Source organism: Pseudomonas rosaeacicularis (genome assembly GCF_057128745.1).
Genome location: NZ_JBSKHT010000004.1, coordinates 243,000 through 257,505, shown reverse-complemented (window position 1 = coordinate 257,505; position 14,506 = coordinate 243,000). Strand labels below are relative to the sequence as shown.

Annotated in this window: 12 protein-coding genes; 10 read left to right on the top strand and 2 right to left on the bottom strand. The window is 60.6% G+C overall.

All coding sequences use genetic code 11. The features are described 5' to 3' along the window. The first annotated feature begins 78 nt into the window (after positions 1 to 78). The 3 genes from ACWKWM_RS07785 to ACWKWM_RS07775 all read left to right on the top strand — a co-directional run bounded on the left by ACWKWM_RS07785 (position 79) and on the right by ACWKWM_RS07775 (position 4,803). Positions 79 to 1,629, top strand: coding sequence for an ATP-binding protein (locus ACWKWM_RS07785; protein ID WP_483845638.1), 1,551 nt, complete (start codon positions 79 to 81; stop codon positions 1,627 to 1,629). Positions 1,630 to 1,649: 20 nt separating this feature from the next. Then, complete coding sequence (locus ACWKWM_RS07780) at positions 1,650 to 2,267, top strand: response regulator transcription factor (RefSeq protein WP_483845583.1); 618 nt, start codon at positions 1,650 to 1,652, stop codon at positions 2,265 to 2,267. 226 nt (positions 2,268 to 2,493) lie between these two features. Then, positions 2,494 to 4,803 (top strand): ATP-binding protein, encoded by a 2,310-nt coding sequence (locus tag ACWKWM_RS07775; protein ID WP_483845582.1) that lies wholly within the window; start codon positions 2,494 to 2,496, stop codon positions 4,801 to 4,803. Between the two features lie 894 nt (positions 4,804 to 5,697). On the opposite strand, the gene ACWKWM_RS07770 is transcribed toward ACWKWM_RS07775, so the two are convergent. Further along, positions 5,698 to 6,348, bottom strand: a complete 651-nt coding sequence (locus ACWKWM_RS07770) for a phosphohydrolase (protein WP_483845637.1) — start codon at positions 6,346 to 6,348, stop codon at positions 5,698 to 5,700. Between the two features lie 241 nt (positions 6,349 to 6,589). Between ACWKWM_RS07770 and ACWKWM_RS07765 the strand changes: the two genes are divergently transcribed. The 6 genes from ACWKWM_RS07765 to ycaC all read left to right on the top strand — a co-directional run bounded on the left by ACWKWM_RS07765 (position 6,590) and on the right by ycaC (position 12,206). Further along, positions 6,590 to 7,075, top strand: coding sequence for a helix-turn-helix domain-containing protein (locus ACWKWM_RS07765; RefSeq protein ID WP_483845581.1), 486 nt, complete (start codon positions 6,590 to 6,592; stop codon positions 7,073 to 7,075). 187 nt (positions 7,076 to 7,262) lie between these two features. After that, positions 7,263 to 8,183 (top strand): LysR family transcriptional regulator, encoded by a 921-nt coding sequence (locus ACWKWM_RS07760; protein WP_483845580.1) that lies wholly within the window; start codon positions 7,263 to 7,265, stop codon positions 8,181 to 8,183. 272 nt (positions 8,184 to 8,455) lie between these two features. Then, entirely contained in the window at positions 8,456 to 8,872 is a 417-nt protein-coding gene (locus ACWKWM_RS07755) for a DoxX family protein (RefSeq protein WP_483845579.1), read from the top strand. Further along, complete coding sequence (locus ACWKWM_RS07750) at positions 8,865 to 9,503, top strand: antibiotic biosynthesis monooxygenase (RefSeq protein ID WP_483845578.1); 639 nt, start codon at positions 8,865 to 8,867, stop codon at positions 9,501 to 9,503. The genes ACWKWM_RS07755 and ACWKWM_RS07750 overlap by 8 nt, the downstream gene beginning before the upstream one ends. Before the next feature lie 139 nt (positions 9,504 to 9,642). Beyond that, entirely contained in the window at positions 9,643 to 11,481 is a 1,839-nt protein-coding gene (locus tag ACWKWM_RS07745; protein ID WP_483845636.1) for an amidohydrolase, read from the top strand. A 101-nt stretch (positions 11,482 to 11,582) separates the two neighbouring features. After that, on the top strand, positions 11,583 to 12,206 hold the full coding sequence (gene ycaC, locus ACWKWM_RS07740) for an isochorismate family cysteine hydrolase YcaC (RefSeq protein ID WP_483845577.1): 624 nt from the start codon (positions 11,583 to 11,585) through the stop codon (positions 12,204 to 12,206). Between the two features lie 134 nt (positions 12,207 to 12,340). Here the strand turns inward: ycaC and ACWKWM_RS07735 are convergent, their stop codons facing one another. Continuing rightward, positions 12,341 to 13,279, bottom strand: coding sequence for a LysR substrate-binding domain-containing protein (locus ACWKWM_RS07735; RefSeq protein ID WP_483845576.1), 939 nt, complete (start codon positions 13,277 to 13,279; stop codon positions 12,341 to 12,343). Positions 13,280 to 13,409: 130 nt separating this feature from the next. On the opposite strand from ACWKWM_RS07735, the gene ACWKWM_RS07730 reads away from it, so the two are divergent. After that, complete coding sequence (locus tag ACWKWM_RS07730) at positions 13,410 to 14,420, top strand: aldo/keto reductase (protein WP_483845575.1); 1,011 nt, start codon at positions 13,410 to 13,412, stop codon at positions 14,418 to 14,420. Positions 14,421 to 14,506: the final 86 nt, after the last annotated feature.

The window sequence follows — 14,506 nt, the reverse complement described above, 5'->3', positions numbered from 1 at the left end:
CATTTGTGAGCGAACGATCCGTGGGCGCTGCCGGTGACGGCAGGCAATACGAACCCCCAAAAGGACAGCGTGAATAAAATGATAAATCTGGGTCAGACCCGTGTTTGCCTCGAGCAAAGGGAATTATTCAAGGACGGCGCGGCGTTGCGTGTGGGTGCTCGTGCGTTCGATATCCTCCACTTGCTGATCCGCTGTCAGGGACGCTTGGTCACCAAGGACGAAATACTGCACTGCGTCTGGCCGCAGACAGTGGTCGAAGAGAACAACCTGCAGGTTCATATCTCGGCGCTGCGCAAAGCGCTCGGCGACGATCGTGATCTGATCCGCACTATTGCCGGGCGGGGCTACGTGCTGCTGGGGGCTGGCGCGGCGCAAACGGAAGTCAGGTCGCAGCACCCCTCGTTCGAAGAGCCGTCACGGCCCGAGCCGACGCTGCCCGGCAGCGTGCCGTTGGTAGGGCGGGAGGTCTTGTTCAATGAAGTCTGTCAGGCCCTCAGTGTCTGCGCGCTCGTCACATTGACCGGGCCGGGCGGGGTAGGCAAAACCGCGCTCGCCATCGAGGTCGCCCAGTGTTTCGCGAGCACTCGGTCTGCGGCGGTGTATTTCGTGTCGCTGGCGGAGTTGAACGGCTCCCTCCTTTTAATGGACGCCATGGCCAGCGCCCTGGGCATCGACTGCACCCACACCGATCCCACCCCGCAGAGCCTGATGAGCCGTCTCGCCGGCCATACCTGTCTGATCGTTCTGGACAACTGCGAGCACATGATTGAAGCGGTGGCCACTCTGGTCGAAGGGCTGATGCATCAGTGCCCAGGCCTGACAGTGCTGGCCACCAGTCGCGAGCCGCTGCGCATTGCCCATGAGCGCAGTGTGCGCGTTGCGGCGCTGGACGTGCCCGAAGTCGGCGCGGATCGTCAGGCGATATTGAGCTCGGCGTCAGTGCAGTTGCTGTCGATGCACATGCGCGAGCTGGACGGCACATTTGCACATCGGCATCTGTGCCCTGACGCTGATTCGAGACTGGACACCCAGAGCGTCGAGCTGATGGGCGAGGTCTGCCGGCGACTGGAAGGCGTGCCTCTGGCGCTGCAAATGGCCGCAGCCCGCGCCTGCGGATTGGGCCTGTTTGAGCTGATCGCAAGCCTGGATGAACACCTGCATTTGCTCAGCTCCGGTTTGCGCACCGCGCCTTCGCGTCACCAGACGCTGCAGGCGTCTCTGATCTGGAGCCTGCGTCTGCTCGACGACGATGAGTTGGCGGTGCTTGAACGCCTCAGCCAAGTGCAGGGCCGTTTCACCCTGGACCTTGCCTGCGACGCCGTTCAGGACCGCAAAATCCCGCGCTCCCGGGTGCTTGACTGCATCATCGGGCTGGCGCTTAAATCCCTGCTCAACGTCACCGCCCAAGGGCCGTTCCGGTTCTACGCCGTACCTGATTCGACGCGGGCGTTCATCAAATGCGCCCTTCAGGGCGCAGGGCAGATCCCTCTCGATCACAGCGATGCGCCGGTTGCCCAACGACGTGCCTCAGCGCTGTCGATCGCAACGCTACAAACCGGGACTTCTGGACCAATCGGGCCTGACGGTTATCATGCGCGACATCAGAGGATGCTGGCGGCCAGCCGGTAGCACGCCCAACGGAAGCCTTTATGAGTGCGACACCGATTGTTTACGTCGTGGATGACGATGCAGCCATGCGGGTGGCGCTGGGGCGACTGCTCAGTTCGGCGGACATGGAATCCCAGGCGTTCGCCACCGCCGAGGAGTTTTTGCAGAGCGATTTCGCCGAACAGCCGACCTGCCTGCTGCTGGACGTCAATCTCAGTGTCGGCAATGGCTTTGATCTGCAGAGCGAACTGCTGCGTCGCGGGCATGGCTTTCCGATTATCTTCATGACCGGTTTCGGCACCATTCCCATGTCAGTTCGGGCCATCAAAGCCGGCGCTCATGAATTCCTGACCAAACCCTTCGAGCCCGATACCCTCATTGATCTGGTGCGTCAGGCGTTGCAGCAGGACGCGTGCAACTGGGCGGACCGGGCAGTGACGTCCAGCGTTCGCCAGCGCTTCAACAGCCTGACGCCGCGGGAGCGCGAAGTACTGGCGTTGCTGATTACAGGCAAGATGAATAAACAAATAGCCCTTGAACTGGGTACTAGTGAAGTCACTGCAAAAGTGCATAAACGGCACGTAATGACAAAGATGAACGCCCGTACGGTTATCGAACTTCTGAAGATGCGCGAGCGTTTAGGCGTGTTGTCAGATTAATCGGGAGCACAATTATCCATGTGCTCTTAAAACTTGTTGAAATGTCGTCCGACATCCTCTTTTCCCCAACTATCACTGCCACAAACTTCGGCCTATGATCGTCATCGTTACTGTCGATGACAGTGCACATCGAAATTTTTATCCAGCGTTTCCCCACGGATTTTTGCGCCGTTGTGTCGTCGGCCTCGCCTTAAAAAGGCGCCGTGGGATGCACTCAAGGGCTTTCATGAGCAGCATCGTCAACGTAACTCCTGTTTCAGGACGCGCCGCTGCAGGTCTGGATAGCCGGTGGCTGGACAGCCTCGTCTGGGAGTTTCTGTATCTGGATGGAGAGCTGGGCCACTACCGCGTCCGACGCCCCGACACAGATGAGGCGTGGCGGATCGTGCGGCCTGCGGCGCTCGCGGGCGCCAGCGCGTTGCATCGGCTTGAACACGAGTATTCGCTGGCAGGCTCGCTGCTTCCCGGCTGGTCATTGCAGCCGCTGGCGTTGCTGCAATCACGCGACGGCTTGTTGCTGGTTTTGAACGACCCCGCAGGCACTTCGCTACATCAGCAACCAGATGGCGGCCACACGCTCGAGGACTTTCTGTCACTGGCCGAGGGCGCCGCTGCCGCGCTGGCTCATGCCCATGACGCACAGCTGCTGCACCGCGATATCAAGCCGTGCAATCTGGTCCGGGGTGCGGATGGCGTGGTACGCCTGACCGGTTTCGGCTTGAGTATCGGACTGGCGCAGGGCGATCCGGCCAGCGACTGCGACTCGATCTGCGGGTCGCTGGCGTACATGTCCCCCGAGCAGGCACGCCGGGTCGAGCGGCAGGCCGATGAGCGCAGCGACCTGTATGCCTTGGGCATGACCTTTTACGAGTGGTTGACCGGGCAACTGCCGTTTGAAGCTGCGGATGCGGTGGAGTGGGTGTATTGCCACGTCGCACGTCAGCCGCCACTGCTCAGTCAGTTTCGTGGCGATATTCCCGCGCCACTGGCCCGCCTGGTGCTCAAGCTCATCGCCAAGAATCCCGCAGACCGCTATCAGACAGCCCACGGGCTGGCGGCGGATCTGCGTCATTGCCTGACGCAATGGCGGCGGTTTCAGGACATTCCGGATTTCGTCCCTGACCAGCGCAACGCCGGTGTTCGCGCTGCGCCGCGTTCGCTGGTCGGTGCCGATTCCCAGGGGCTTCTGCCGCTTGCGGGCGGACAATTAATTTCAGCCTCGCGGGCTTCGATCAGCATTCCAGGCGGCCAGGACACGCTTGACCTGGTGTCTGTAATGAAAGCCAATCAGGCGCTGTGCGAAGAAATGCTGCTGGACCGCCTGATCGAGATTCTGCTGACCAACACTATCCTGCACGCCGGTGCGCAACGGGCCTTGTTGTTGCTGGTGAAGGATGGGGCACCTTTCATCAGCGCCACCGGGCAGAGCCAGGAGGGCGCAATTGTCATCACGCTGGCAAGCGTCGCGCCGGGGAAAAACGATTTGCCGTTGTCGATCCTTTATCGAGTGATGCGCACCCGCCAGCGCCTGGTGTTCGATGATGTGGGCAACGATCCGTATTTTTCCGCCGACCAATACCTGCTGCGTCACCAGGTGCGCTCGGTGTTGTGTCTGCCGCTGATCAAGCAAGGGCAGGTGATCGGCGTGTTGTACCTGGAAAACAATTTGGCGTCGGGTGTGTTCACCACCAGTCGTACCACGGTGCTGGAGTTGCTGGCGGGGCAGGCGGCGATTTCTTTGGAGACCGCGCGGTTATATGCCGAACTGGTGGAAGAAAACGCCCGTCGCAAGGACACGGAAACCGCACTTCGCAATGCCCGCGCAGAACTTGAGCGGGTGTCCAAGGCCACAGTCATGGGCGAGCTGGCGGCCTCGATTGCCCATGAGATCAACCAGCCATTGGCGTCCGTCGTATCCAATGCGGCGGCCAGCCTGCGGTGGCTCAATCGCGAAACGCCGGCGGTCGAAGAAGCGATGTCCGGGTTGCGCGACATCCTCGACAACGGCAGGCGCGCGGGGGAAATCGTCAGCGCATTGCAATCGCTGGCCCGGCAGGCGCCGCAGAATCGTCAGCGGGTGCAGATCAACGATGTCATCCGGCATGTGGTGGCGTTGACCACCAACGAGGTCGAGCAACAGCGGGTCTTGCTGACCACCCACCTGACCCGGTCGCCGCTGCGGGTGTACGCCTCATGCGTGCAGCTGCAGCAAGTGGTGCTGAACCTGATTCTCAATGCACTGGACGCCATGAGCGGCGGCGACCACGTGCTGCGCAGGTTGTCGATCACCAGTGAAGTGGTGGGCGAGGCATACATCGTGGTCAGTGTCGAAGACAGCGGCACCGGCGTTGCGCCAGAGCACATGGACAAGTTGTTCAATGCCTTCTTCAGCACCAAGGACAAAGGCATGGGTATGGGGCTGGCAATCTGCCGCTCGATCATCGAAGCCCATCTCGGACGTTTGTATGTCATGCCTGCGCGATACGGCGGCACGACGTTTGTGTTTGTACTGCCGGTTGGCGCTGCCGGGGGTTGAGATCTCTATCGGCGTCGAATCCAGATTTCAGCGCGCCCAAGTGCGCTCCCACGGGTTTTGTGCCAGGCCGAAACATCAGCAGCGCCTCAGATTCATTGTGGGAGCGAACCTGTTCGCGAAGGCTGGTTTCCAGACGCAAAGATGTGGCGGATGTCCGGGCCTCTTCGCGGACAGGTCCGCTCCCACCAAGTTTTGCGTCAGGCCGAAACATCAGCAGCGCCTCAGATTCACTGTGGGAGCGAACCTGTTCGCGAATGCTGGTTTCCAGACGCAGGGATGTGGCGAATGTACGGGCCTCTTGGCGGACAGGTCCACTCCCACGGGTTTTGTGCCAGGCCGAAACATCAGCAGTGCCTCAGATTCACTGTGGGAGCGAACCTGTTCGCGAAGGCTGGTTTCCAGACGCAGGGATGTGGCGGATGTACGGGCCTCTTCGCGGACAGGTCCGCTCCCACGGGTTTTGTGCCAGGCCGAAACATCAGCAGCGCCTCAGATTCAATGTGGGAGCGAACCTGTTCGCGAATGCTGGTTTCCAGACGCAGGGATGTGGCGAATGTACGGGCCTCTTCGCGGACAGGTCCACTCCCACGGGTTTTGTGCCAGGCCGAAACATCAGCAGCGCGTCAGATTCATTGTGGGAGCGAACCTGTTCGCGAAGGTTGGTTTCCAGACGCAAAGATGTGGCGGATGTACGGGCCTCTTCGCGGACAGGTCCGCTCCCACGGGTTTTGCGTCAGGCCGAAACATCAGCAGCGCCTCAGATGCACTGTGGGAGCGAACCTGTTCGCAAAGGCTGGTTTCCAGACGCAGGGATGTGGCGGATGTACGGGCCTCTTCGCGGACAGGTTCGCTCCCACGGGTTTTGCGGACGGGCTCTTTCAATTCCAATGCTGGTTAATTCGGCCACTTCGACGCCATCAGCCGCTCACAGTAATCGGCCTTTTTGAAGCGGCGGTCACAAAATCGCAGTACGTCGGCGTTGATCGTGCCGTGGGTGCTTTGCGGGCGGTGGGTCTGGCCTCGGGCGAGGGTGTCGAGCAACTTGCTCTTGAACCCCGGCTCGCGCGGAAATGCCTCAAGAATCAGCCCCAACGCCTGTGGCCCCAGTGCCAGGCAATGAGTGCCCAGCAGATCGGTTTCGACGCCCGCTGCCAATAGCGCGGTGATGCCAGGTTTGTGCTCCGGGATGCCCGGCGTGGTGTGCAGCGCAACCGCATCCCAGACTTGCACCATGTCTTCACCGCACCGACCATAACCCCGCAAAAACTGCACCGCAGCGTCGGCGCTGTCGACCTCAAAGCGCTGCTGCGAGCGACGGTACAGCGCGGTCACTCCCACCCGCAAAAACAGCGCGCTGACGTACAGCAAGTCGGGATCAAAGCGCACGTCCCGGCCTTGACCAATAAGCGATGCAAATAAAAACGCGCGCGACGCCGCGTCGAACAGCAGCCGAGACTGGCTGTCGCGCATCAGTTCGGTCGCCGCGCGGGCCATCGCGCTGTCGGGGATCCGCACGCCTGCAACGTATCGGGTGTTCACATGCATCCCTCGCAGCGAACGAGCACATCGTCGGATTGCAACATAGACCGGCACAGGCATCCCGTCCTTGGCTGCGGCCTGAAATGTTCTGAAGTTCACGCCACCCACTCAGCGTCACACGTCGTATCTCCCCGGATTTACGAGGCATAACCTGCATTCAGAACGTTTAATGCGGCAAAAAGGACTTTAAGGCCCGGCCATTTCAGAATTGCCCTGCGACTACAACCGCCAAGCAGGAGAGTCTGGAATGAACGCAATCAACTCATCACTGACGCGCGAGGCTCGCTCGCTGACCACCGCCTGTGCCGCCCATCTTGCGCAGCCTCAGCCGTATTCGCATCGATTTGCCCTTCATCAGCCCGAGCCTTCATCAGATCGGGTGGCGCTTTCGCCGTGGCAGGAGCGACGGGCTAAGGAGCTGATGCACAGCCACATGGATCAGGGTTTGTCGATCGCTCGAATTGCCAGCGAATGCTCGCTGTCGCGCAGCCATTTTTCCCGTGCGTTCAAGAAAAACACCGGCGTCTCGCCTCGGGACTGGTTTCTGCGGCTGCGTCTGGACAAGGCCAAGGGCCTGCTGACGGGTTCTGATCTCACGATTTCGCAGATCAGCCTGGATTGCGGATTTGCCGATCAATCGCATTTCACCCGGGTGTTCACCCGCATGCTGGGCGTCACGCCGTTTACCTGGCGTCGTTCGGCGTCCGCCACGCCGATGCGCCGAGCGGGCTGATTACCCGCTGACGCAGAGCAGTGAGCGGGACCGTGGTGATCACTCCCATCAGTGATGTGTCATTGGTTCTGGCAACAATGCGCAGTGGACAGCACATTCGTTCAAGTCGCAGGATGACTCGCTGTGTTTAGCTGGCACGGCAAATTGCCTTCCAGGCTTTCCTCATCGCTGATCCCGGAACCGATCCATGAACCGAAATGACCTGCGCCGCGTCGACATGAACCTGCTGGTGATCTTCGAAGCCCTGATGTTCGAACGAAACCTGACCCGCGTCGCAGAAAAACTGTTTATGGGCCAGCCCGCGATCAGTGCGGCGCTTGGGCGGTTGCGTGATCTGTTCGATGACCCGCTGCTGTTGCGCAACGGTCGCGCGATGGAACCGACGGCTCGGGCCCTGGCGATTCTCAAGGAACTACAGCCTGCGCTGGACACCATCTCCGGTGCGGTAAGCCGAGCCAAGGAGTTCGACCCGGCCACCAGTTGTGATGTGTTCCGCATTGGCCTGTCGGACGATGCAGAATTTGGTCTGTTCCCGCCGCTGCTGTCTCAGCTGCGCGAGGAGGCCCCGGGCATCATCGTCGTGGTGCGCCGGGCAAATTTCCTGTTGATGCCGGCGTTGTTGGCGTCCGGGGAAATCTCCGTGGGCATCAGTTACACCACCGATTTGCCGGCCAATTCCAAGCGCAAGAAACTGCGTGATATCGGCGTCAAAGTGCTGCGTGGCGACAAACGCCCCGGCGAACTGACGCTGGATGATTACTGCGCTCGGCCCCACACGATGGTGTCGTTTTCGGGGGACCTGAGCGGCAACATCGACATTGATCTTGCCAAGGTCGGACGGGCAAGAAGGGTGGTGGTGGCGGTGCCGCAGTTCAGTGGATTGCGGCAGTTGCTGGCCGGTACTGAGCTGATCGCCACCGTGCCTGATTATGCGGCGTGCGCACTGGTTGAAGGCTGCGCCTTGCGAGCCGAAGATCCGCCATTTCCTATCGAGCCTGCCGAGTTGTCGATGGTCTGGAGCGGCGTCCACGACAACGACCCGGCCGAGCGCTGGTTGCGTTCGCGCATCACCCAATTCATGTCCCAGGAAAGCCGGCCAATGCCGTGAGGATGTGATCGCTCCTGCTCGATTTCAGCGATCAGCGCGATCACCTGTTGGAGCCGAGCTTGCTCGCGAAGCTGGCACCTCGAAACGTCAGACACACCGTGTCGTCAGCTTCGCGGGCAAGCCTCGCTCCAACAGGTATTCAGCAGCAATAAAAAATCTTCCACAGCAGAGCACGCCCGTTCAATAACTCGTCCACCCGCCACGTCATTATCGAGACCACTGCTTGCCGCGATGCATCCCCGGCAAGCATTTCTTGAATGTGTTGGTGTGCAATGACTGACTCGATCCTCGACCACAATGCCCAGGACATCGGTCTGCTGTTTCTCAGAACCAGTGGCGCGTTGTTTCTGCTGTGCGTACACGGCCTGCCCAAGCTGCTGGATTTCCACGCGCAACTGGCGATGATCGAAGACCCTTTCCATCTCGGCGCTCAGCTGACTTTGTGCCTGTCGATCTTCGCCGAAGTGCTGTGCCCGCTATTGATCCTGATCGGCGTACTGGCGCGTTTGGCGTGCCTGCCTATCCTCTTTCTGTTGCTGGTGGCGCTGCTCGCGGTTCACCCCGAATGGACGGTGCAAGAGGGGCAGTTCGGTTGGTTGCTGCTGATCATATTCACCAGCGTGCTGATCGCCGGGCCCGGTCGGTTGGCGCTCAATGCCCGTTTTGCAGGAGCACTCCGTTATGCCTGATTCCATTACCCGAGAAGTGGACGTGATGCCCGCCTCGCGCCTGTCGGCCGACGAGATCGTCACCCTGGTGGTCAAGCATCGGGTCAAGTCAGGCATGGAGGCGCAGTACGAAGCCTGGTTGCGGCGCACCGTCGCGATGGCCGCCACTTATCCCGGTCATTTGGGCGTGGATGTCATTCGTGGCAAATCCGGCGGGCTGCACATGTTCACCTGTGTCCTGCGTTACTGTTCAACCGAGGTCATGCAGACCTGGCTTGATTCCGAGCAGCGCCGCCAGCTGGTTGCAGAGGCCGCGCCGATGCTGGCCGATGGCGACGTCACAGAGATCGAACGTCACAACGAATTCTGGTTTGTCCCCAGCACCGATGCGCCGCCCCCGCCGCGCTGGAAGCAGGCCGTGGTGACCTTCTTCGTCATCTGCCCACTGACGCTGATGATACCGCTGCTGTGGCAGCCGATCTTCGCCCTGCACGTAGTGTTCACCAATTACATCCTCAGCACTGCGCTGGTCACCGCGACCATTGTCTTGCTGGTGGTTTACCTGCTGATGCCGTTCGCCACCCGACTCGCCGCGCCATGGCTCAACGGCAAAACTGCCAGCGCGGCGCCCGGTGCGGACCATGAAGGATAACGACGCTGATCTTGCCCGCCGCCAGTTCGTGGCCAAGGGCTCGCTGCTCGGCGCAGCGGCTGCGGTCTTCTCTTCCTTGCCGTTTTCCGGTTACGCCAGCGCCTCTCAAACTTCTCAATCCTCTGCTCAAGGAACTGCGATGAACGTCGATCTGATCCTCTTCAACGGAAACTTTCATACCGTTGATCAAGAAAAACCCACCGCCAGCGCGGTCGCTATTTCCGCCGGGAAATTCGTCGCCGTCGGCAGCGACGCCGAAGTAATGGCGATGCGCGGCAGTGCCACGCAAATCATCGACATGCACAAGCGCACGGTGATTCCGGGGCTCAACGACTCACACTTGCACCTGATCCGTGGCGGTCTCAATTACAACCTCGAACTGCGCTGGGAAGGTGTGCCGTCGCTGGCCGATGCGCTGCGCATGCTCAAAGCCCAGGCTGACCGCACACCGACGCCGCAATGGGTGCGTGTGGTCGGTGGCTGGAACGAATTCCAGTTTGCCGAAAAGCGCATGCCGACCCTGGAAGAGCTCAACCAAGCCGCGCCCGACACTCCGGTGTTCGTACTGCACTTGTACGACCGCGCGCTGCTCAATCGCGCCGCGCTGCGAGTGGCCGGCTACACCCGTGACACGCCAAACCCGCCAGGCGGTGAGATCGTCCGTGATAGCAACGGCGACCCGACCGGCATGTTGGTGGCCAAGCCCAACGCGATGATTCTGTACTCGACGCTGGCCAAGGGGCCGAAGCTGCCGCTGGAGTATCAGGTTAACTCCACCCGCCAGTTCATGCGCGAGCTGAACCGTCTGGGCGTCACCAGTGCCATCGATGCCGGTGGCGGTTTCCAGAATTATCCCGACGATTACGCCGTGATCGAAGAGCTGGCCAAGGCCAAACAATTGAGCGTGCGGATCGCCTACAACCTGTTCACTCAGAAGCCCAAAGAAGAACTCACTGACTTCAAGAACTGGACCAGCACCGTGACCCTGCACCAGGGCGACGACTTCCTGCGGCACAACGGCGCGGGCGAGATGCTGACCTTCTCGGCGGCCGACTTCGAGGACTTTCTGGAGCCGCGTCCTGACCTGCCGCCGGGCATGGAGCAGGACCTTGAGCCGGTGGTTCGCCATCTGGTCGAGCACCGCTGGCCGTTCCGTTTGCACGCCACTTACGACGAGTCGATCTCGCGCATGCTCGACGTGTTCGAGAAAGTCAACCGTGAAATTCCGTTCAACGGCATCCCGTGGTTCTTCGATCACTGCGAAACCATCACCCCGAAAAACATCGAGCGCGTGAAAGCGCTGGGCGGCGGCATCGCGATTCAGGACCGCATGGCGTTCCAGGGTGAGTATTTCGTCGAGCGTTACGGGGCCAAGGCCGGCGAGCACACGCCACCAATCAAACGCATGCTGGCCGAAGGCGTGCCGGTGGGCGCAGGCACTGACGCCACCCGGGTGTCTAGCTACAACCCGTGGACTTCGCTGTACTGGATGGTCAGCGGTCGTACTGTCGGCGGTCTTGAGCTGTATCCCGAAGGCCTGTCTCGGGCCACCGCGCTTGAGCTGTACACCCGTGGCAGCGCCTGGTTCTCGTCCGAGCAGGGCAAAAAAGGCCAGATCAAAGTCGGGCAACTGGCGGACGTGGTCGCGCTGTCGGCCGACTTCTTCAGCGTTGAGGAAGAGTCGATCAAGTGGATCGAATCGGTGCTGACCGTGGTGGACGGGAAGGTGGTGTACGGCACCGCCGAGTTCGACGACTTGTCGCCACCGACCTTGCCGGTACTGCCGGACTGGTCGCCGGTCGCGATGGTGCCCGGCCACTGGCGCCCGAATGCGCCAATGGCCGCCAGCGTTCACCAGTGCGCCGGGCCTTGCACGGTGCATTCCCACAGCCACGAGCGAGCGCGCATGTCGAGCGTGCCGGTCAGCGATTTCCAGGGTTTCTGGGGCGCGTTCGGCTGTTCCTGTTTCGCGTTCTGATCCGAGCAACCTTGCCTCGCCTGCGATAGCGGCGGGGCGATTGGCCGGTGCAGACCACCGGCTTTCACACGACACCATTCTTACCCTCGAAGGAGTCAACCATGAGCACCCCCTACAAGCGTTTGAACAAAGATGACGCCGTTGTTTTGCTGGTCGATCACCAGACCGGATTGATCTCGCTGGTGCAGGATTTCTCGCCCAACGAATTCAAGAACAACGTGCTGGCACTGGCGGACGTGGCCAAGTTTTTTAACCTGCCGACCATCCTCACTACCAGCTTCGACAAAGGTCCCAACGGCCCGCTCGTTCCTGAACTCAAAGAGCTGTTCCCTGACGCGCCGTTCATTCAGCGCCCTGGTCAGATCAACGCCTGGGACAACGCCGATTTCGTCAAGGCGATCAAGGACACCGGCCGCAAGCAAATCATTATTGCCGGTGTGGTGACTGACGTGTGCGTGGCGTTCCCGACGCTGTGTGCGCTGGAAGAAGGTTACGAAGTGTTCGTGGTGACGGATGCGTCCGGCACCTTCAACGAAACCGTTCAGCAAGCGGCCTGGGCACGCATGACCGCTGCTGGCGCGCAACTGACCAACTGGTTCTCGGTGGCCTGCGAGCTGCAAGTGGACTGGCGCAATGACATGGAAGGCCTGGCCAACCTGCTGTCGCCACGCATCCCCAACTACCGCAACCTGATGAACAGCTATTCGGCGCTGACCGCGAAGTAAGCGCCGACGCGCTGATTTTGTAGGAGCCAACGTGTTGGCGACCGGGCTATTGGCGGTGAGTCAGGCACCCCGGCTCGCGAACAAGTTCGCTCCTACAGTTTCATGCGCCGCAACGGTGGCGTCTGACGCGGCTCCTACACCGTTTCGGCGTTTGTGTGGGCGAGGGCTGGGCTTTCGCCGTTGAGCAGCACTTCCTTGGCCATCGCCACCAACGGCCGCAGATTGATTCGATGCCATGCCGCCCAGACTGGCGTGGTGTATTGCATCCACGGCACTTCGCGCAACACCACATTATTCGGCGCACTGGCCCGCAGGTTTTTCTGCAGCATGGCGATGCCCAGGCCTGCTCCCACCAGACGCAACGCCGTCATCGGCTCGGTGACTTCCAGATGAATATCCGGAGAGAAGCCGGCCTTCATGCACGCTGCCACGAACCCTTCTTCATGCGCCGGAACGCGCTGAGTAACCAGCCCGCTGGCCACTGAAATCCATTGCGCGGCCTGCAAATCCTCGGGGCGCAGCACGTCCTTTTTCGCCAGCGGATGATGCTCGGGCATCGCCAGCAGCATCACGTCATCTAACACCAGAGCGCTGTCCAGGTCAGGGTCGTCGCTGGCGGGTGGTTCGCTGACCAACGCAATGTCCAGACTGCGCTGACGCAATCCTTCCAGCTGCTCGGCTGAAGTCTGGCTGTACAGCGCAATGTGTAGATCGTGCCGGGCTGCTCGCAGAATTTTCAACGCATCGGGCAACACCGAAGTGTGCATTGCGTTCTCGATATAGCCGATACACAACCCGCCTTCTTCGCCACGGCCCAGACGTTTGCCCAGTGATTCAAGGCGCTTGGCGTGAGTCAACAGAGCCTTGGTTTCGGCCAGAAAGGTGCGCCCGTCCACCGTCAGGCGAATGCGCTGCTGGGTGCGTTCGAACAGGTTCAGCCCAAGCGACTCTTCCAGCTGAGCGATCTGCCTGCTCAAGGGAGATTGCGAAATGTGCAGCCGTTCGGCCGCGCGTCCAACGTGCTCTTCTTCGGCGACCGCCACGAAATAACGAAGCTGGCGTAGATCGATCATGGAGTTCAGACCTGTCAGGACTCAAGTTTGGCAAATTATGTCTTGGACGGTCTTTTCCGGTCAACTTAACCTTTGGCTCATGTCGATGGCATCACATGCCGATCATTGAATGAATCAAAGAGGACTCACCATGAGCTTGAAAGACAAATTGCCAGGTGTTCTGGGCTTTGGCACCGCACCTTTGGGTAACATGTTTCGCGCCATTCCTGAAGAAGAAGCGCTGGCCACCGTGCACGGCGCGTGGAATGCAGGCGTACGTTATTTCGACACCGCACCTTTCTACGGTTCGGGCCTGTCGGAAATCCGTTTGGGTGAAGCGCTCAAGCATTACGACCGCGACCAGTACGTGTTGAGCTCCAAGGTCGGGCGATTGGTACTGGATGAAGTCGAAGACGTGTCTGCCCGTGACCTGGGTGAGAAAGCCGGTGTGTTCGATCACGGTCGTCCCAACAAACTGGTCAACGATTACAGCGCCGACGCCACGCTGCGCTCCATTGACGACAGCCTCAAGCGCCTGCAGACCGATCGCCTGGACATCGTCTGGGTACACGATATCGCTCAGGACTTTTACGGCGATGAATGGCTGGAATACTTCAACATCGCCCGCAAAGGCGCATTCAAGGTGCTGACCCGTTTGCGCGAAGAGGGCGTGATCCGCGCCTGGGGCCTGGGCGTTAACCGCGTCGAGCCGTGTGAACTGACCCTGGATCTGGAAGAAGCGCAGCCGGATGGTTTCCTGCTGGCGGGGCGTTACACGCTGCTGGACCACGATCGAGCGTTGCAACGCTTGATGGCGTCGGCCCATGCGCAGAATGTCGACATCGTTGTCGGCGGTCCTTACAGCTCGGGGATTCTGGCCGGGGGCGAACACTTCGAATACCAGAAAGCCAAGCCTGCGATTGTCGCCAAGGTCGAGGCCATGCGCCAGATCGCGCAACGATTCAACGTTGACCTCAAAGCCGCTGCGCTGCAGTTTTCACTGGCCAATCCGGCAGTCGCTGCCGTCATTCCAGGATCGAGCCGTCCGGGTCGTATCGAGCAGGACGTGGCGGCGTTGACCCAACGCATCCCCGCCGAGTTCTGGCAGGCGTTGGTCGCCGCCGGGCTGATTTCGCCGGTTGCGCCGTTGCCTGCGCACTGATCACTAGCCTCTGCGTTGGCACTTGGTTTCGATGGCCTCATGCCAACCCGGTGGCGTATCGTGCTTGTCCCGTGTGGTGTCCAACC